We start from the raw sequence: 18,469 nt of genomic DNA on the forward strand, positions 1-18,469 counted from the left end.
GAGGATCGAGTTCGAGCTGGGGGGCCAATGCCAAATGCCAAATGCCGAAGCACGCGGCGCAGCTCAGTAGCGGTCAAACTCCTCCAGCGGGATCTCCGTGGTGGGGGCGTTGCCCAGGCCGCTGTGGTCTTTTTTCAGCGTCAGCGTCATGATGTCCGCCAGGCGGGTCGTGGTGCCGCCCTCGGTCTGGGTGACGACGGCAAACTTCAGCTCAGAGTCAAAGCGCTTCGCACGGCGCCCGCGCGAAAAGTCCGCCACAGAGCCCAGCCACCCGTAGCCCGTGCAGTACAGAATCTCGTAGGAGCCGTCCGGCACATGGTCAAAGGTGAACTTCTGCACCCCGCGCACGTAAAAGGAGGCCACCAGCCGCTTGCCGGAGATCACCTTGATCAGCGCATCCTCCGGGCGTTCGTTGTTGACGATCAGCGTGCCCTGACCGCCGAGGTCCTTGAGGTGGTCCTTGAGGATGGTGCCGGAGGCCAGGCGCTCATCCGTGGGGCGGTGCTCCAGGCCCTCCTCCGGCTTTTCAGCCGGCGTGCCGGCCGGCGGGGCAGGGGGCATGCCCGGCACCGCAGACGTGGTGCCGGGGACCGCGGGCGGGATCACGATGGGGCCCGCGCCGCTGCTCGCAGGTTTCGCCGCCGGTGCCACCTTCAGCGCGTCTGCCGCCTGCGGCACCATCTGCACCGCCAGCTTTTCCACGGCGGCCACCTGCTCCAGGTCCAGGCCTGCGGCCATCACCCGCAGCAGCTCGGTCGCCTCCGCGTGGCCCTGCACAGCGGCCAGCGTCAGCCAGGCCAGCGACTCCAGCTTGTTTGGCGGCCGGTCCGTCTGGCACAGCAGGGCCAGGCGGTACTGCGCCTCCGCGTGGTTCAGGCATGCCGCCTTGTAAATCCACCGCCGGGCAGCGTCGGCGTCCTTGGGCACGCCGGTGCCCTCCAGCCGGGCGCGGCCCAGCGCCATCATGGCCATGGCATCGCCCATGTCCGCCGCCTTCATGAGCCAGTCGATGGCCTCCGCGTCATTTTGCACCACGCCGTAGCCGTTTGCGTAGCAGAGGCCGATGTTGTAATGCGCCACCGCATGCCCGCGCTCCGCCGCGATGCGGAAGAGCCGCAGCGCCTCCTTCGCATCCCGCGCCACCCCGGTGCCGTTCAGGTAGCAGCTCCCCAGGTTCAGCATCGCCTCCGTGTGGTCCTGGTCCGCCGCCAGGCGGTAGAGGCGCACCGCCTCCGCCTCGTCCTTGGTCACGCCCGCCCCTGCAAAGAGGCAGGTGCCCAGCTCGTACTGCGCCTGCGCATCGCCCTGGTCCGCCGCCTTGCGCAGCCAGCGCACCGACTCCGCGGCGTCCTGGTCCTCGCCGCGGCCCTCCGCCAGGCACAGCGCCAGACTCGTCTGCGCCTCCGCCAGGCCCTGCTCCGCCGCCTTGCGGAACCACTGCACCGCCGCCGTGTCATCCTGCGGCGTGCCCTTGCCCTCCTGGCAGGCCAGCCCCATCTCATGCTGCGCGTAGGCGTAGCCCTGCGCGGCCGCCTTGAGAAACCACTCCACCGCCACAGCGGCATCCTGCGGCACCCCGTCGCCCTTTTGGTACAGGCTGCCCAGGCAGTGCTGCGCGTTTGCCTCGCCCTTTGCCGCCGCCTTGCGCAGCCAGCCCGCCGCCAGCGTGGTGTTCTTTTCCACGCCCTCGCCCGTCAGGTGGCAGCGGCCCATCTCATACTCCGCCTCCTTCAGGCCCTGGTCCGCCGCCAGGCGCATCCAGCGCACCGCCTCCGCAAAGTCCTTCACCACCCCCACGCCCTGCAGGTAAAACTCCCCCAGGTCAAACTGCGCGTCCGCCAGCCCCTGCGCCGCCGCCTTGCGGATCCACGTCAGCGCGGCGATCTCGTCCTTCGCCACCCCCCAGCCCTTCAGGTACGCGCCCCCCAGCGTGTGCTGCGCCAGGCCGTCTCCCTGGTCTGCCGCCTTGCGCAGCCACGTCACCGCCTGCGCCTCGTCCTTCGGCGCCGCCGTGCCAAACAGCAGCCGGCGGCCCAGCACCCGCTGCGCCTCCGCCAGCCCCTGCTCCGCCAGCGCGCGCAGCTGCGGCAGCGGCGTCGCATCGTCCAGCACTGCCGGAGCCGGCGGCACCGGGGCAGGGGAGTCAGGCCCCCCCGTCGCTGGAGTCGCAGCCTCAGGCACCGCCGCTGCCCCCTGCGGGCTCGCCCCCTTCGCCGTTGTCGTTAAAGACGTGCCCGCCCCGCCCCCCGCAGGCGCTGGCTCCCGCAGGAAAAAAAACGCCGCCGCCGCCGCCAGCAGCGCCAGTCCCAGCCCGGCCGCCAGCAGCGCCACCCCGCCCCTCTTTCGCGCCGCAGCCCCCTCAGCCTGCGCCCCCGGCGCAGAGCCAGCCCCCGCCTGCGCCGCCCCCGGGCGCGGGCGCACCGCCCGCGGCAGCGCCTCAGCATCACCACGCCCAGCGCCAGCCCCAGCACCAGCGGCCCCAGCATCACCACCACGTCCAGAATTCCCTCCCGCAGTCGCAGGCGGCACCCACGGCATCAGCGGTGGCGGCGGCGGTTCTGCCCCAGCCGCCTGCTCCTGAGCCTGCGGCAGTGCCGGCTCCTGACGCCCCCGCGCATTTTCAAACGGCCGCTTCGGCCCCGGCAGCGGCGCCGAGGAGGGCGAGTGCCGCGCAAACCTCTCGCGCGGCGGCAGCCCCCCGCGCCCCCCCGCAGCCTCCGGGGAGGAAGCCGCCACCGAGCCCGCCGCCGCCGCGTAGGGAAACTCCCCCTCCGGCAGCGCCAGCAGCGCCGCATGCGCCGCCTTGATCACCGCGCTCTTCGCATTCGCCTTCGCGATCATCTTCGCATCCCCCTCAAACCTCCCCACGCACCACGTCAGCAGCGCCTCCTGGTACGCCTGCGTCAGTTGCGACCGGCTGATCGGGGCGGTTAGATCCAGGATACGCAGAGCTTCAGCAGTCGTCATAGGGGTAAAACCGCAAGAAAAGCAAGAAAAGCCCCCGTGTCAGCCGAGATTTTCCATCATCCCAGCCCGCCCGCTCCTTCCGCAAACCACACCACCAGCAGAGAGCAACACGCCGCCCCTCTGGCGGAGAGGGATCGTCCCGATCCCTCACGCTCCCGCCACACCCACAGCCCCCGCATTCCACACCACCCCATCCGTTACGCCATGCCGCAGACTTTGCGGAGCGTGGTGGGACCAAGATGGTCCCACTCCGCCAGAGCCTCCGCCCTCCGGCGGAGAGGGATCGTCCCGATCCCTCACGCCCTCGCCACACCCACCGCCCCCGCATTCCACATCACCCCTTCCTTTACGCCACACCGCAGACTTTGCGGAGCGTGGTGGGACCAAGATGGTCCCACTCCGCCAGAGCCTCCGACTTCCGGCGGAGAGGGATCGTCCCGATCCCTCACGCTCCCGCCACACCCACTGCCCCCGCATTCCACATCACCCCCACCCCGCACGTTCATGGCGCAAACACACGCGATGTGTGGGGATCAAGATGATCCCCCTCCGTCGCCTCCTGTCCCTCCGAGAACACAAAATCGATTCACGAACTGCCTTTGCGGATGCAAAGGCTCCAGGCAGCGCCAAGCTTAAGCCTGCATGGACACACCCCGGTTTCTCAATCCGCTGAAGGATGTGGTGAAGTCGTCCAATCACCTCCCGCACTGGGAGCAGCCGGGACGCTGCTACTTCATCACCTTTCGCATGGCAGACTCCATCCCTGCGTCCCTCAGGCAGGAGTGGGCGCAGGAGCGGGATCAGTGGCTGGAAACGCACCCCAAACCCCATGGCCCGGAAGAGATTGAAGAGTATCAGCAAAGGTTCACCACTCGCATTGAACGCTGGCTCGATGCAGGCCACGGAACCTGTGTGCTGCGGCGCACAGACTGTCAGCACATCCTGACACTGGCCCTGCAGTTCTTCGAAGCGCAGCGCTATCATCTGCACTCCTGGGTCATCATGCCCAATCACGTGCACGTCCTGCTCTCCCTGGCGGAAGGGGAGCATCTCGGCAAGATCGTCTCGAGCTGGAAAAGCTACACAGCAAAGCAGATGAACGACCTGCTTGGGCTCGCCGGCGCATTCTGGCAGGAAGACTACTTTGACCGGATGGTGAGAGATGACGATCATTTCGTCCGCTGCGTCCGCTACATCAGGCGCAATCCACTCAAAGCCCGGCTCCAGCTAGGTGCATACGCCATGTGGGAAAGCGATCTTTGTCGCCGCTGGGCACCGCCAGCCGCAGGAGCGCCCTAGGCCTCCGCACAAAGAAGCCGACAAACATTCTAAAACCCCCCGCCCTCCGGCGGAGAGGGATCGTCCCGATCCCTAACGCCCTCGCCACACCCACGACCCCCGCGCCAGGTCTGGCTCACCCCATCCGTTACGCCATGCCGCAGACTTTGCGGAGCGTGGTGGGATCAAGATGGTCCCACTCCGCCAGAGCCTCCGCCCTCCGGCGGAGAGGGATCGTCCCGATCCCTCACGCCCCCGCCACAGCCACCGCTCCCGCATTTCACATCACCTCTTCCTTTACGCCATGCCGCAGACTTTGCGGAGCGTGGTGGGATCAAGATGATCCCACTCCTCCAGAGCCTCCGCCCTCCGGCGGAGAGGGATCGTCCCGATCCCTCACGCCCTCGCCACACCCACCGCTCCCACATTCCACACCACCCCTTCCTTTACGCCATGCTGCAGACTTTGCGGAGCGTGGTGGGACCAAGATGGTCCCACTCCGCCAGAGCCTCCGACTTCCGGCGGAGAGGGATCGTCCCGATCCCTAACGCCCTCGCCACACCCACGACCCCCGCGCCAGGTCTGGCTCACCCCATCCGTTACGCCATGCCGCAGACTTTGCGGAGCGTGGTGGGACCAAGATGGTCCCACTCCGCCAGAGCCTCCGCCCTCCGGCGGAGAGGGATCGTCCCGATCCCTCACGCCCACGCCACACCCAGCGCCCCCCGCATTCCACATCACCCCACCGCACCCGCCCCACCCAGCGCCCCCTCATTCAATGTTCAAAGTTCCCCGTCCCCCTCCTCCCCCTAAAAAAAGAAAAATCACCTTTTTTTGAGGGATCCCAAACGCGGCGGGGTAGCACCCCATGAGCACGACCAACCAACCCTGCTCAACCAACCCCAACCCAAACCCAACCGACACCCAACCATGAAAACCACCCTGATCGCGATCCTCGCCGCCACCACGCTCGTCTCCTGCAACGCGCCCTCCGTGCCGAGCCTCACACAGACCTACAATGGCAAGCCCGTGCTCACCCGCGCCAGCCATCCGCAGGGTGGCTCCATGCGCCCCGTGGACGGCGTCTACCTCGGCCGCCGTTACTTCCAGCCCCAGGGCGTCAAAAGCGGCCTCGCCTGGATCGACGTTTACGGCCAGCGTTGATCCCCGCCACCGCCGCGCCATCTTCCCCCCCCCAAAACCCACGCCCGCACCTGCCATGACACCCGACGATCCCGATCCCCTCGACGATCTCCTCCAGCAATGGCAGCTCCCGCAGGCCCAGCCGCCGCCAGACTTCCGTCGCGAGGTCTGGCGGCGCATCTCCGCCACCGCCACCGAGCCCGGCTGGGTCGAAAAGCTCGCCTGGTGGCTCCTCCGCCCCAAGCGCGAGCTCCTCGTCATCGCCACCGTCACCGCCCTCGCCATCCTCTGGGGCATCACCCACCCCCCCCAGCCCGAGTTCACCCCGCATGACGCCTACGTCATGTCCGTCAGCCCGTTTGACCCCCACCACACCAACGGCCGCTACCCATGACACCCGCCGGACGCATCGCCGCCTTCGTGCTCCTCACCGCCGCCGCCGCCGCCGCCGCGCTCTGGGCCACCCGCGAGACCCTACGCCCACGCGAGACCCCCCAGGAAATCGGCCTCCGCTGGCTCAAAGACGAGTACCACCTCGACACCGCCACCTTTGAAAAAGTCAGCGCCCTGCACCGCGACTACTTCCGCCAGTGCGACAACATGTGCCGCCAGATCAACGAAGCCGACCGCCCCCTCCTCTGGCGCGCCCGCCACCAGGCCCGCACCCCCGGCGACTTCGACGCCCAGCTCGCCCGCGACCACCGCGTCTGCGCCGACTGCGAAAAAGCCGCCACCGAGCACCTCCGGCAGGTCGCCGCCCTCATGCCCGCAGCGCAGGGTCGGCGCTTCCTGCAGGACATCCTCCCCGTCATGCAGCAGCAGCGCCGCCAGCACGACCAGAATCTCCCCTCCAGCACCCGCCGATGAGCCCCCCCGCGCGAGACGACCTCGATGCCGAACTCATGCGCCAGCTCGCCGAGGGCGAAGACCTCGCCCTCAACCGCCTCATGGACGCCTGGAGCCCGCCCCTCATCAGCTACCTCACCCGCCACGCCGGCAGCCACGCCACCGCCTGCGACCTCGCCCAGGAGACCTTCGTCCGCGTGCACCGGCACCGCTTTGAGTACCGCGCCGCGCAAAAGTTTTCCACCTGGCTCTTCACCATCGCCACCAATCTCGCCCGCAACCACGCCCGCTGGCGCTCCCGCCACCCCGAGGCCCTCACCGAGCCCCACGCGCTCCACGAAATGCCCCTGGCCAGCACCACCGCCACGCCCGCAGAGCAGGCCGCCGTGAACGAGCGCCTCGCCGCCGTGCAGAAAGCCGTCGGCGAGCTGCCCCAGGACCTCCGCGAAGTGCTCATCCTCTCCGTCTGGCACGGCATGACCCACGCCGAGATCGCCCGCGTGCAGAGCACCTCCGAAAAAGCCGTCGAGCTGCGCCTCTACCGCGCCCGCAAGCTCCTGCGCGAAATGCTCGGCACCGCCCTCAGCGCCTGAAGAAAACACAACAGCCCGGAGAGCCCCGCCCCGCCAAGCCGCGCCTCTCATATGGACTGCGGTCGCGAAGGGAGGAACAGCCTGTCCTCCGTAGCTTTAGCGAAGGGGGAAACGCAGCCACCGCTTTCCAAAAGCGCCCCGCCAAGCCGCGCCTCTCATATGGACTGCGGTCGCGAAGGGAGGAACAGCCTGTCCTCCGTAGCTTTAGCGAAGGGGGAAACGCAGCCACCGCTTTCCAAAAGCGCCCCGCCAAGCCGCGCCTCTCATATGGACTGCGGTCGCGAAGGGAGGAACGACCGCAGCTACCGCTTTGGCCGTGCCCGGTGACTCACGCCTACCAGCACATACCCGAAAGCGGCAGCCAACCAGCCGCCCGCCAGCCCCAGCTCCCACGCCCGCCGTGACCCCCGCGAAAGCGGTAGCTCCGATGCAGGCTTGGAAATAAAATGCCATGCCATAAAATGCCAGGCATGAATGGCACTCAGTTAAGCACGCTCTTCGTGGCATGCAGCGCTAAAAGTAGCACGGGCGATGCCTCGTCACGCCCGCCCTGCGGGCAGCCTGCGGCTGGCTGTCTTCGCTTCGCTACGGTTCCTGCCCGTAAGCGGTGCTCTCTTCACGGGCAGGATTGCCCGTGCCACTGCCCGACTCGTTTCCACAGACCGCCCCACGCTCTCAAGAATGGCTGCTCCCGCAAAACGGCTTCGTTAAACAAAACGGATGCAGGCAACGGCTTGTATGGCATCTGTCGTGTCATCGACGCTTTGCGCTCGCCTTCGCCTGATCCGAAACGTTCGCCCAACTCAACACGATGCTCCCCGAATCCAAGTATCCTGAGATAAGCATCGAGTCACTTGCTGGCTACACTGAGGATGCTCCTGGCAGGAGGTCCTTCCTGTGGTCTTGCTACGGTATCGTTGGGATCGCTGCGGCAGGGTTTGCCGTCATCGTTGTTTCAACGGTTTTCGGAGGGCTTGCCTTGAACTGGACGCGGGGCTTTGCAATGGTTGCCTGCCTGGCCACGATGGTCGGCGGCATCTTCCGGGCTTACCGTTTTATTCCACGCAGCAGGCAGACTGGCAGGCCGATGCATCTCTACCGAAATGCCTCGGCTCCTGCAGGGATTCTGGAGGTTTTATATGTCGATCCAGACAGCCGGACTTACTTCAGACATGTCTATGCAGTTCCACCGACAGACTAGCCAAATGACACCTTTTTCAGAAGGCATGACCAGAAGGCGGCGAACTCACAAGTTAGCTTTGAATCGTGTGCAAAATGCCTGGCATTCAGTTGATTGACCTCGCACTATCCGGCAGAAAATCAAAGCGGCGGGCAATGCGCTGCTGCTGGCGACAGGCGCGTGAATGTCGATGTTGGACACCACCTGGGGCGACTCTGGAGGCATCACCACCAAACCCGCTCAAGCCATTCCGGAGCGGGCGGAGCACTCGCCGGTGAGCTGTCATGACGCGCCATGGTCGATGCCTTCACGGCAGCTCCAGCTCGTTGTCAATCAGTCAGATGCCAGATGCTTACACAAATAATGCCCGGCATCTTTATTTCGGCTTCGACGGAGTTACTCTCTACTTAGGCGGATTAGTGGACTCCGCAGGCGGCACTAGCGCTTCGAGTTCTGGGTTTCCTTGGGCGAGGAGTCGGAGGACTCGTGGCTCGTACTTTCCGCTTCGGACGGCTTCTTCGAAGATTCGGCAAGCTCTTTCAGCTCCCTCTCGCCGAAACCCTTCAGAAATGCTTCCCGATGTGCCTTGATGCGTTCTTCTGTCCAGCCCTTGTCCATGGTGTGTATCATATGAGTATTCGCCTCCGATGTCTGTTCTGAATCACTCAATGATTTTAGCGCGAACAAAACTGCTGTTGGCGTATTGGTCGGGCAAACTGCGGAGAAACGGTATCCCGTCCTGCGGATAATAGATATGTCCGTGATCTCCAACGGCTCCAACTTTTTCGAATCGGCGCTGCTCGCTGGCATCATCGCAAACCGCGCTGCCTTGTTCATCTAGCGTCCAAGTTTCATCAATTTCCCCGTTTTGGTGGTCTCGGAGGTAACTTCGAATTTCGACTTTCATAGTGTTTGAAGGGTGGTCAGTTAGTATCGTTGTAAAGCACGGGAGAGTGGAGGTTGTAATCTTTGGGGAGGTGCTCCTTGATTTCTTCCAAGGTGAAGCTGCCATACTTGCCGCGCTTGAGCAAGGCCTTGGCCCGAGCAAAGAGGCCGTCCAGCGCACCCTCCTGAAGATGAGGGCGGAGAGATTCGCGGATGGTGGCTTCGTTATCGATCAGATGCTGAAGCCGCAACTTGTTGGCCAGGGAGATGTTCTGGCCTTCACGCGGGCCTGGGAATGGTTTTTCAACGACGCCTGGATTGTCGGGGAGCGAGAGGCCGTTGTCCACAAGCGCAACATCCGCCACTTCGTGTTTGTCGTCGATGATTAGCATATAGTTCTTCTTGTGGCGGTCCACATGCATGAGCAGGTCGTCCATGAGTTGCCATTCTTCGGCCAGCTTGTCGGGCAGATTGGCGGGAGCCTGGGTGGCCTCATTGATGAGCAGCTTGTGCTCGCTCTGTTGTGCTTCCTTTCCATTCATCATGCCTTCCTTGAAGACCTGGGCGGAGCCGATGTCTCCGCCGTGCGTTTTGAGTGTGGTCGGTGGAATGATGCTGCTCCCGATGGCTTCGGCGAGTTTCGACGCCGCGACCTCGCGGTGCCCCATGCTGGGAGGGTCGATTCCAGCGCGCATTTTTTTCGGATTCAATCCGGAATTGGGTTTGTAAAAGGCGGATGGGCTGTCAGGAGCCTTGAGGATTTGGGGCTGGTTGGCGCTTGGTGTGGTCACTGGCACCGATTCCGTGTATTGAATGTCCTCCATCTGCTTGCGCGCGGCCTGGGTGCCAGATGTTTTGTCGAATCCTTCCTTCACGGCGGCTTTGGCCTGCGCGATTTCTTCGGGGGTGGGTGGAGGCATGTTATTTGGATCGACCTTGGCGGGTGGGGTGGCTCTTCGGGTTCCGTCCGGCATGACCGTGCCTTCGAGCTTCTCCGTCTCCGCATCCATCGCCGCCTGAGACTGCGCAGCGATGGCGGGGTCGCGTTTTTTGAAGCCTTCCTGGAGGATGAGCTGCGCGGTGTCGGTGTCGCCGCGCCGGGTGGCGTCGATGATCTCTTTGCGGTCGTTTTCCGGGATGCCCAGGCGGCTGAGCGCCGCAGCGTCACTGAGCAGGGCTCTGCCGTTGGCGTAGTCCTTCACGGAGGCAGCGCCGAGGCCGAGGAGTGTCAGCGGCAGCATGCCCACGGCCACATCCGCGCGGCCTTTCCAGAAGTCCTTCTTCTCCTTCTCCCAGTCAAAGCCCGGGAAGTCGAGCTTCAGCGCTTCAATGATGGCCGGCGTGACGATGTCCTGCCCGGCTTCGACGCCGTTTTCCACGCCGTATGAAAGGCCAGCCCTGCCAAGACCGCGCCCGATGACCGCAGCCGTCAGCTTCTGCGGATTGGCGAGGAGCTTGCCAATGTTGAGGCCGCTGAATGCCTTGACGCCCACGTAATCGCCTGCCGTTTGCAGGGCGGCGGAGAGGGTGGCGGCTTTGAGCTTCTCCTCATGGGGGGCGTCCGGGTACTTTAGGCTCAGGTCCTCATACTCTGTCCCTTTGTAGAGGTTGAAGATCACCGGGGCCGCTGCCCCCCGGCTGACAGCCATGAGGCCCATCATGGTGGCGCTCGAGCCCAGGGTCGAAGCAAACAGATTTGGAATGGGGTCAACGGCCGAGCCGAGGGCTTTGATCTCCTGCGCGGTGCGCACCTCTCGTTCGACACGGCTCTTGGCATCTTCAATCAGCCGGGTCTGCTCTGGAGTCAGCGTCATCTCGCGGCCTTCACGGGGGAGGATGCCGGGCCCATCGCCTGCCAGAGAGGCATTGACGGCATGGGTGTGGATCATTTCTGCTTCCACAAACCGGCGTGCATCTTCCGCTGTGCGGATGTCTCCGGCAAAGGTGACGCGCCCAGTGGTCGGCACGGACTTGAGCGCATCCAAGCTGTTGGCATGGCTGTTGCCAGAGAAGCCGCTGTCGAGGAGCCGCCAGCCTGCTTCTCCGGTCTGCTGCCAGAAGGATGATCCGTCCTTGGTCATGCCCGCAGTAAAAAGGCCATGGAGGAGCTGCTTGGCGGCGTCTGCATATCCAGTGCCGCCCTTGGCCGCGCCGTTTACCGCGCCGCGCTTCTGCGCCTCGTTGTGCAGGGCGGCGAGTACGATGCGCCGTTCGTCGTCGGGCAGGTCGATGAGTTTTTCACGTGCGCTGGCCAGCGCTTCCGAATCGCCTTCCCGCGCTTTGCCGGTCATGTCGCGCTCGATGGTGTCAGACAGCGTCTGCATCAGGTCACGATGTTTGGAGAGCACCGCAAACGCTGCGTGGTAGCCTTTGAAGAAGTGCTGCGCATCTTTGCCGGCTCCCGGCCCATCCTGCCGTCTTTGAGTGAGGCCTTTGAGGGAGCCAAGATCATCAAGCGCGGCTTTGAAGCCTGCCTGCCGGGCATTGAGTGCAGTCTCTTCTTCCTGTTTTTCACGTGCCTTCTGCTGCGGTGCGGCCTCTGCTTTGTCGCGCTCGGCATAGGAGCTCACGCCGCCATTGAACTTGCTGTTTAAAAGCTGGCCGTCCTGCACGGAGAGGCGGCCCTCGTTCACCATCTGCGCGATGCCCTCCGGGGAGAGTCCTGCCTGGGTGAGGGCGGCGTCGGCGGTTTTGCGGTCGGTGGCGGAGGTGGTGGCGGCGAGGCCTTTCTGGATGAGGTCGCTCACCTGCGCCTCGCTGAGCGGCGGCTGGCCGCCGGGAATGTAGATGGGGGTGCTGACAGCGGAGCCGCTGGCGGCCAGGGCGGCGGCGGCCTGCGTGAGCCGGCCATCCGCGCCTGTGGCGAGGGCGATGCGGCGGGTTTTGGGCTCCAGCGTGGCAAAGGGCTGGTGCGTGCCGCTGCCGTCTGCGCCCGGGCGTGAGAGGGAGATGCTGCCGTCTGCGCTGCGGGTGGCCCGGACGTTTTCGGGATCGCCGATGCCGAGGGCATTTTGCGCGGTGGCGCGTGCGGCATCTGCCTGGCTGAGCGTGCTCTTGTCCGTCTGCAGCTCGGGGTCCTGCATGAGCATTTCGTGCAGATTCATGCTCTGGCCCTCGGGCGGCTGGGCGCTGCCAAAGGCATTCTCTGCGGCGGCAAGGAGGCGCCGGGTGTGCGGGGGCACGAGCGCGCGGCGCATGGCCTCGGCGCTGGCGGGGTCTTTTTTCTCCACTGCGGCGATGAGGCGGAGGCTGGTGGCGCGGGGATCTCCTAGCGCGGAGCGGGCGTCCTTCAGCCACGGGGCGTCGTGCGGGCTGGCGGCGGCGCCGCGCTGGTAGTGGCCGATCTCGGCGTGGCGGGCGCGCTGCTCATGGGCGAGGGCGCTGTAGTGGGCCTCGTGCTGCTGCTGGAGGGACTGCAGCTCCTGGGTGCGCTGCCTCACCGCGTCTTCGGCGTGGATGACCTCCGGCTGGGCGCTGATGCGCCGGGTCACGGAGTCGGGGCCCGTGTTTTTAAAGGGTGCGGCCACGGCCAGACGGGCGGCGTCCAGGCGCTGCTGCGCGGCGGCGGCCTGCGCCTGCTTTTCCTGGATCTGCGCGGCGAGCGCCGCGCCCTGGGCGAGCTTTTCATCGAGCGACTTGTCGGCGGCCTCGACGCGCAGTTTTCCGCCGTTGTCAGCCATGGTGCGCGCGTCATTCCCCAGCTCGCGCCGGGTGCCGTCTGCGGCGGTGGCGTAGCGTTTGCCGGCTTGGTCCACCTGGAAGATGGGCGCCCGGCCGTCTTCGGGCACACGGACGGGCCTGCCGCCTACCATGAAGTGGTATTCCGCCTTGCCATCGGGCCCGGCGACGCGGGTGATCTCCTTCAGAGGAACGGGGTGATGCCTGCCGTGGTCGTCGCGGTAGGGAACGGTGACGCCTTTTGCGGGATCGTCGCGATAGGGGACGGCGGGGGCTTTGGCCGGGGAGGCGGCGTCCGGGATGGTGACAAAGCCTTCATGGTGCAGCAGGCCGCCTTGGCCATCCGGGTGGGGGATGAGCCTGCCGTCTTTGATAACAGCGCCGTGCTTCTGTGCATCCGCAAGCTGGCGCACCAGTGCCGCTGCCCCGCGATTGGGCGGCACAGGCTGAGCGGGTGGTGGGGCAGGAGCAGGAGCAGGAGCAGGAGCAGGAGCAGGAGCAGGTGCGGGTGCGGGTGCGGGTGCGGGCGTCGGCTGCGCGGGCTGCGCCGACTGTGCCGACTGTGCGGGCTGTGCCGACTGTGCCGACTGTGCCGACTGCGCAGGCTGTGCGGGCTGTGCGGGCTGTGCGGGCTGTGCGGGCTGTGCCGACTGCGCCGACTGCGCCGACTGTGCGGGCACCGGCTTCTGCGGAGGCAGGGGGCCGCCCTGGGGCGGTGTGAGCGGCGGCTGCAAAGGCTGCCCCATGGCGGGCTGGACGGCGAGTGGTGAGAGCGGTGCAGCGGTCTTGGCGCGCTCCGAGGGCGGGAGCATGGGCGAGAGCCAGCGCGAGAAGGCCAAGGCTGTCTGCGGCCGGGTCTCTGCTGTGGGCCCCTCCGGCGGCCGGTAGGGAATGCGCAGGGTGGGCTGCTGAGGCTGCTGAGGCTGCTGAGGCTGCTGAGGCGGGGCACCAGCGGCGCGCTGCTTTTGGAGCCGTTCGTCTTCGTCGGCGCCGGGATGGAGGAGGTCTGAAAGCTGGAAGGAAAAGGGCATGAGAGGGGCTTGGCCGCAGGGCGGCGGTGGCACCTTCCGTGTTCTTCACAGCGTCCGGTTGTATCAGGGGGAGGGGCGTGTCAGCGCCCTCAAAACAGATTGGGCCACCATTTTAGAAAGCAACACAAAAAACCAAGAAGAGAAAGAAACTGGTAGCCCATGGTATGCCTGGGGCGCGTGCAAATGCGCGCGCCCGGCGGCCGGGCAGGGGAGGCCGCGCCCCGCCGCCACCCCCCGCCGCCGGGGCGGGCCGCCCGCAGAGCCCGTAAAAAAAGACGTGCGCACCCCCGGCAGGAATGCAACGGCATGCCCAGCCGCCCCCACGCCCCATGCCGCCCCCCCTCCCCAGCACCGAACTCCCGCCGCAGCATTACCGGCCGGACATCGACGGGCTCCGGGCGCTGGCCGTGCTCCCCGTCATCCTCTGCCACGCCGGGCTCGGCTGCCCCGGAGGCTTTGTCGGGGTCGATGTCTTCTTTGTCATCTCCGGCTACGTCATCACCTCCCTCATCCTCCGGGAGCACGCCGCAGGCGCCTTCAGCCTCCGCCGTTTCTGGGAGCGCCGCATCCGGCGCATCATGCCCGCCCTCACCCTCGTGGTGTCGCTCGTGCTGGCCGCAGGCTGGCGCTGGTACCTGCCGGAAGACTTCATCTACATGGCCAAGTCCGTCCTCGCGCAGACCCTCATGGCCGCCAATTTCTTCTTCTGGCGCGGCGGCATCGAGTACTTTGAGATGAGCTCGGACGCGCAGGCCCTGCTGCACACCTGGTCCCTCGCGGTGGAGGAGCAGTTCTACCTCGTCTTTCCCCTCCTGCTCACCTGGCTGCTCCGCACCCGCCCCACCCGCTGGCGGCGCTGGCTCCTCGGCCTCGCCGTCGTCTCGCTGGGCCTCAGCGTGCTGGCCACGCACTCCGCGCCCCACTTTCGCGCCGCCTTTTACCTGCTGCCCTCGCGTGCGTGGGAGCTCCTGCTCGGCGCCCTGCTCGCCGGCAGCGGCGGCCGCCTCTCCGCCGGCGGGCCCCGCCGCGCAGTCAGCGGCCTCGCCGGGCTCGCCCTCATCGCCTGGCCCGTGATTGCCTACACGGAGCACACACGCTTTCCCGGGCTGGCCGCGCTGCCGCCCTGCCTCGGTGCCGCCCTCATCATCGCCTCCGGCGCAGGGGGTCCCACGCCCGTCGGGCGGCTGCTCGCGTGGCGGCCGCTCGTCCTCATCGGCCTCGTCTCCTACCCGCTCTATCTCTGGCACTGGCCCCTGCTGGCCCTGGCCCGCTACCTGCACACCCAGCCCGCCCCGCTCGGCGTCCCCGTGCGCCTCGGCCTGCTGCTCGCCGCCTTTGGGCTCGCCGTGCTCACGTGGAAATGCATCGAGACACCCCTGCGCCAGCGCCGCGTGCTGCGCAGCCCGCGCCGCCTCTTCCTCGCCGCCGGCCTCGCCAGCGCCCTGCTCTTTCTCCTCGCAGCCCTCGTTTACCTCCGCAAAGGCATGCCCGGGCGCTACCCCCCGCGCGTGCTCGCCCTCTCCGCCGCACGCGCCAGCCGCGCCTTTCAGGAGCAGGTCGATCTCCCCCGGGCCCGCGCTGGCCGGTACATCGAGCTGGGCCCCTATGCCAGCAGCAGCAGCGGCGTCACCCCCGGCGGCGGCGGCAGCACGCCCGCCCCGGGCCCCGGCGGCAGCATGCCCGTGCGCCTCCTGCTCTGGGGAGACAGCCACGCCAAAGCCCTCGCCCCCGCCCTGCACACCCTCTGCCAGCAGCACCGCCAGCGCGGCCTCCTCTCCGCCTACGGCGGCACCGCGCCAGTGCTCGGCTACGTCCCCCCCAATCTCAAATCCCTCCATCAGGACGCGCCCGAGACCGCCCGCCACATCGTCGCCTACGCCGCCGCACAGCGCATCCCGCACATCATCCTCGCCGCCCGCTGGGAGGTCTATCCCCCCACCGCCGAGTTCAAAGCCGCGCTCGTCAGCACCGTGCGCACCCTGCAGGCCGGCGGCGCGCGCGTCTACCTCGTCAGAGACGTGCCCGCACCCGGGTTTGAGGTGCCCCGCGTCGTCGCCCTCCGCACCCTGCACGGTGAGAGCCTCGACACCCTCGGCACCACCCCCGCGCAGCACCTCCGCGCCGAGGCTCCCCTGCAGTCCACCTTTGACGAGATCGCCCGCATGGGCGCCACCCTGCTCGATCCCGCCCCCGCCTTCCTCACCCCCCACGGCACCTGCCGCGTCGTCCAAGGCGAAAAAGTCCTCTACTTTGACACCAACCACCTCACCGTGGAAGGCGCCGCCCTCCTCACCCCCCTCTTTCAGCCGCTCTTTCAGGAATGAAACCCCGTGCCATTTCCTGAAAGGATCTGGTAGCCCGCCACCGTCGCATCCTTCATGCCCCCGGCCGGAACGGGCATCATCCTGATCCCCGCACCCAGCGCCTGCTGCTGCTCCGGGCTCAGAGGGGCTTTCTGGGCCTTGAGCTTGTCGGCGGTATTCCGTGCCTCGAACGCTTCTTCGAAAGTGGCAGGTATCCTTGACTCTCTGGGGGTATTCAAGTGCGTGCGGCTCCCGGCTGGGCGTCGGCCTGACTGGTGGAAGATGGGCGCAGCGCGGCTTTGCGCGAATGGCGCAGCAGCTCGTGCAGGTGGGTGTCCAGATGGCTTTCGGGGGTGTCCTTCAAGTGGTTGCTCACTTTTCGGAGCTGGGCCTTGAAGGCCTCCCACATGTCGCGCAGCAGGCCGGGCTGCTTGAGCAGGTGCGGGGATTTTTCCGCCTGCCGGGCAAACCATTCGTGGGCGAGCGCATTGCGGTCTCCTGCCAGATGCTGGTATCCAGGCTCATCGGCGATGGCGTCCAGTTCCTGCGGTTTGATGCGCTGGGTCAGGCCCGCCCAATGCTTCTGCGCCTTGCTGTCCTGAGAGCCCAGCAGGGCCTGCAGGCCGTCATGACCCACGCGCTCGTGGAGGATGACGCGGGTGAGGGCGTCGTGAGGGGTTTCGCCATGGCGCAGCTCCACATTGCCCGCGATGACGACGTTGTGACCGGTCTTGGGATCGTGGAAGCCTTCGGCGGAGTGGAGCTTGTCGAGGTCCTCCTTGGAAAGCGGATGCTCCTTGGCGTAGTCGGAGTTGAGGAGGTCTTCGACGCTGTGGAAGACGTGGGTCTTGTCGTTGAGCAAGCCGGGCACACGCTGGTTGAGCATGCCCGCCGTCTGCGCCGTTTGCTGCGCTAGCTGTCTTGGATCGGAGCCGAAGTGGCTGGCGAGTTTTCGGCCGCTGCCTCCGCCTCGGCTGCCTTCATCCAATCCACTATTTTCTGATGCCCCGGGCTGCGAGTAAAAGAGTTTTTGGCCCGCTTCGAGTATTCTGAATAATTTTGAGCCATGTACATCAGCTTCTCCTCGTCCTCGTCCACCAAGTTCCTCAGTCCCCAGATTTGGGACGCTATCGCCCCCAGAGGCATTTCCGAGAAGCGCCTGTCGTGCAATAAGGGCCCGAGAAAGTGTCGTCGGACCAACTCCGCTTCCTCCGGGGTCCAGTCCTGATACGATTTGTTTAAAATCTCTTTCGGATAGCCTGCGCCCGGTAGGTACATGGGTGACCGTATCATCTTCAGGGTTCCATTTCAAGTCTTGGAGCTGCACGTGGCCAAGAGGACCAGGCTCTGGAAATGGCTTGCTGTTCTTGGGGGCAAACCGCTTCATTACTTGGACATACCCCGGCCAGTCACGCATCTTTTTCTCCACCTCGTTCATCTCCGCGAGAGCGAGTTGGTTGATGTTATGCTCATAAGTGGCAGTGTCCTCGGGGCCTTGCTGCTGTCGCCAGCCTGGGATGGTGGCGTTAAGGGAAGGAGCATTTTCTACGCTGGAAGGAGTGAGGTGCTCCGTGGTGCCATGACGCATGGCATTGGAAAGCATCTGGCTGATGCGACGAAAACTCGCTATTGGCTTCACCCCATTCGGATCTTCGACAAACTTCAGCCCATTGTTGTGGGCATAAGTCATGGCCGCTTGATAGACGAGGTCTCCGCCTTCCACCGCCTGGCCATCGGGACTGCGCATCTGGGAAGTGTCTACCCACACCTTGCCATTTGTGCCATGAAGCAGGAAGGCATGGCCACCAGCTTTCAAGTCGATGCGATAGATCTTTTTTGTTGGCACATCGCCAAAATCTTCATGCTCACGCACATGGCTCAACTCTTCAGGCAGCGCGTATTCCTTGGCAATTTCCCCGAAGTCCTTGCTCTGGCTGGCTTTGCCACGGCGGAAGCGGCCTTCGTCGCCAGCGAGGTTTTGCATCACCTGTCCGGCGGTTTTCTTCTCTGAGCTTCCTTGCTCTGAACTGCCCTGGCTGAACTGCAGTCGTGGGCCTTCGGCGCTGCTCTGCGGCTGCGGAGCGCCTGGCGTTGCGGGCGCGCCCGGTGTCGGTTTCCCGGCTTCGGCAGCGTTTGCTGGCGTGGCGGTGGTGCCTGCCGGTGCCAGGCGTGACAGTGTGGCCTGCGCATTCTTCAGCGCCTCGGCTTCGGTGGGGTGGAGGGTGAGGCCGCGTTTTTCAATGGCGGCTTGCTTTCTGAGGAGATTGTACTCGATGGTGCTGGCGACGGTGTGCTCGGCGGCTGCCAGTTCCTTCTGCTGGTCCGGGCTGAGCGGGCTTGGCTGAGACTTGAGCTTTTTGATGGTGTTTTGAGCGGCGCCGAATGTCGCAAGGTCGGGCGCCCGTTTAGTGGTAGTCTCTGGTATTGGGTGCTGTGATGAAGGCGGGGCTGGCTGGCCGGGTGCAGCCCCTTGCTGCTGGGGCCGGGCGGTGTCCATGGGGGGGAGGGGCATGCTGCCATTCTCAAGGGCGGCGCGTTCTTCGAAGGTCTGGCCGTCGGAGGGCG

At 65.8% G+C, this 18,469-nt stretch carries 13 protein-coding genes; 7 read left to right on the forward strand and 6 right to left on the reverse strand.

Going from position 1 to position 18,469, the window contains the following annotated elements; all coding sequences use genetic code 11:
- Positions 1 to 63 precede the first annotated feature (63 nt).
- Positions 64 to 2,967, reverse strand: coding sequence for a tetratricopeptide repeat protein (locus ACZ5WW_RS00790; RefSeq protein WP_377170400.1), 2,904 nt, complete (start codon positions 2,965 to 2,967; stop codon positions 64 to 66).
- Between the two features lie 642 nt (positions 2,968 to 3,609).
- Here ACZ5WW_RS00790 and ACZ5WW_RS00795 point away from each other — a divergent pair.
- The 6 genes from ACZ5WW_RS00795 (at position 3,610) to ACZ5WW_RS00820 (ending at position 8,028) form a co-directional block, all read left to right on the forward strand.
- Complete coding sequence (locus ACZ5WW_RS00795; RefSeq protein WP_377170398.1) at positions 3,610 to 4,266, forward strand: transposase; 657 nt, start codon at positions 3,610 to 3,612, stop codon at positions 4,264 to 4,266.
- 909 nt (positions 4,267 to 5,175) lie between these two features.
- Positions 5,176 to 5,409 (forward strand): hypothetical protein, encoded by a 234-nt coding sequence (locus ACZ5WW_RS00800; protein WP_377170396.1) that lies wholly within the window; start codon positions 5,176 to 5,178, stop codon positions 5,407 to 5,409.
- 55 nt (positions 5,410 to 5,464) lie between these two features.
- Entirely contained in the window at positions 5,465 to 5,782 is a 318-nt protein-coding gene (locus ACZ5WW_RS00805) for a hypothetical protein (protein WP_377170394.1), read from the forward strand.
- On the forward strand, positions 5,779 to 6,255 hold the full coding sequence (locus ACZ5WW_RS00810) for a hypothetical protein (protein ID WP_377170392.1): 477 nt from the start codon (positions 5,779 to 5,781) through the stop codon (positions 6,253 to 6,255). Before ACZ5WW_RS00805 ends, ACZ5WW_RS00810 begins: the two co-directional genes overlap by 4 nt.
- Positions 6,252 to 6,827: an RNA polymerase sigma factor gene (locus ACZ5WW_RS00815; RefSeq protein WP_377170390.1), complete on the forward strand. Its 576-nt coding sequence runs from the start codon at positions 6,252 to 6,254 to the stop codon at positions 6,825 to 6,827. Before ACZ5WW_RS00810 ends, ACZ5WW_RS00815 begins: the two co-directional genes overlap by 4 nt.
- An 811-nt stretch (positions 6,828 to 7,638) precedes the next feature.
- A complete protein-coding gene (locus ACZ5WW_RS00820) occupies positions 7,639 to 8,028 on the forward strand; it encodes a hypothetical protein (protein WP_377170388.1) in 390 nt (129 codons plus the stop codon).
- Between the two features lie 417 nt (positions 8,029 to 8,445).
- Here the strand turns inward: ACZ5WW_RS00820 and ACZ5WW_RS00825 are convergent, their stop codons facing one another.
- The 3 genes from ACZ5WW_RS00825 to ACZ5WW_RS00835 are packed head-to-tail and all read right to left on the reverse strand — an operon-like array spanning position 8,446 to position 13,601.
- Positions 8,446 to 8,625: a hypothetical protein gene (locus ACZ5WW_RS00825; RefSeq protein WP_377170385.1), complete on the reverse strand. Its 180-nt coding sequence runs from the start codon at positions 8,623 to 8,625 to the stop codon at positions 8,446 to 8,448.
- Positions 8,626 to 8,668: 43 nt separating this feature from the next.
- Entirely contained in the window at positions 8,669 to 8,914 is a 246-nt protein-coding gene (locus ACZ5WW_RS00830; protein ID WP_377170383.1) for a hypothetical protein, read from the reverse strand.
- Between the two features lie 16 nt (positions 8,915 to 8,930).
- On the reverse strand, positions 8,931 to 13,601 hold the full coding sequence (locus ACZ5WW_RS00835) for a hypothetical protein (protein WP_377170381.1): 4,671 nt from the start codon (positions 13,599 to 13,601) through the stop codon (positions 8,931 to 8,933).
- A gap of 329 nt (positions 13,602 to 13,930) precedes the next feature.
- Here ACZ5WW_RS00835 and ACZ5WW_RS00840 point away from each other — a divergent pair, with 329 nt between their 5' ends.
- Positions 13,931 to 15,925, forward strand: a complete 1,995-nt coding sequence (locus ACZ5WW_RS00840; RefSeq protein ID WP_377170379.1) for an acyltransferase family protein — start codon at positions 13,931 to 13,933, stop codon at positions 15,923 to 15,925.
- Here the strand turns inward: ACZ5WW_RS00840 and ACZ5WW_RS00845 are convergent.
- Together ACZ5WW_RS00845 and ACZ5WW_RS00850 are read right to left on the reverse strand one after the other, a co-directional pair.
- Positions 15,916 to 16,143 (reverse strand): hypothetical protein, encoded by a 228-nt coding sequence (locus tag ACZ5WW_RS00845; RefSeq protein WP_377170377.1) that lies wholly within the window; start codon positions 16,141 to 16,143, stop codon positions 15,916 to 15,918. The genes ACZ5WW_RS00840 and ACZ5WW_RS00845 overlap by 10 nt on opposite strands.
- The gene (locus tag ACZ5WW_RS00850; RefSeq protein ID WP_377170375.1) at positions 16,140 to 18,416 is read right to left on the reverse strand and encodes a hypothetical protein; all 2,277 of its coding nucleotides are present in this window, start codon (positions 18,414 to 18,416) and stop codon (positions 16,140 to 16,142) included. The genes ACZ5WW_RS00845 and ACZ5WW_RS00850 overlap by 4 nt, the downstream gene beginning before the upstream one ends.
- Positions 18,417 to 18,469 lie beyond the last annotated feature (53 nt).

The sequence above is a fragment of the Prosthecobacter fluviatilis genome, assembly GCF_055388355.1.

Excerpts from the sequence above, each read along its gene's own strand:
- ACZ5WW_RS00790 (WP_377170400.1), bottom strand. The coding sequence starts at position 2,967 with ATGACGACTGCTGAAGCTCTGCGTATCCTGGATCTAACCGCCCCGATC.
- ACZ5WW_RS00795 (WP_377170398.1), top strand. The coding sequence starts at position 3,610 with ATGGACACACCCCGGTTTCTCAATCCGCTGAAGGATGTGGTGAAGTCG.
- ACZ5WW_RS00800 (WP_377170396.1), top strand. The coding sequence starts at position 5,176 with ATGAAAACCACCCTGATCGCGATCCTCGCCGCCACCACGCTCGTCTCC.
- ACZ5WW_RS00805 (WP_377170394.1), top strand. The coding sequence starts at position 5,465 with ATGACACCCGACGATCCCGATCCCCTCGACGATCTCCTCCAGCAATGG.
- ACZ5WW_RS00810 (WP_377170392.1), top strand. The coding sequence starts at position 5,779 with ATGACACCCGCCGGACGCATCGCCGCCTTCGTGCTCCTCACCGCCGCC.
- ACZ5WW_RS00815 (WP_377170390.1), top strand. The coding sequence starts at position 6,252 with ATGAGCCCCCCCGCGCGAGACGACCTCGATGCCGAACTCATGCGCCAG.
- ACZ5WW_RS00820 (WP_377170388.1), top strand. The coding sequence starts at position 7,639 with ATGCTCCCCGAATCCAAGTATCCTGAGATAAGCATCGAGTCACTTGCT.
- ACZ5WW_RS00825 (WP_377170385.1), bottom strand. The coding sequence starts at position 8,625 with ATGGACAAGGGCTGGACAGAAGAACGCATCAAGGCACATCGGGAAGCA.
- ACZ5WW_RS00830 (WP_377170383.1), bottom strand. The coding sequence starts at position 8,914 with ATGAAAGTCGAAATTCGAAGTTACCTCCGAGACCACCAAAACGGGGAA.
- ACZ5WW_RS00835 (WP_377170381.1), bottom strand. The coding sequence starts at position 13,601 with ATGCCCTTTTCCTTCCAGCTTTCAGACCTCCTCCATCCCGGCGCCGAC.
- ACZ5WW_RS00840 (WP_377170379.1), top strand. The coding sequence starts at position 13,931 with ATGCCGCCCCCCCTCCCCAGCACCGAACTCCCGCCGCAGCATTACCGG.
- ACZ5WW_RS00850 (WP_377170375.1), bottom strand. The coding sequence starts at position 18,416 with ATGCCCCTCCCCCCCATGGACACCGCCCGGCCCCAGCAGCAAGGGGCT.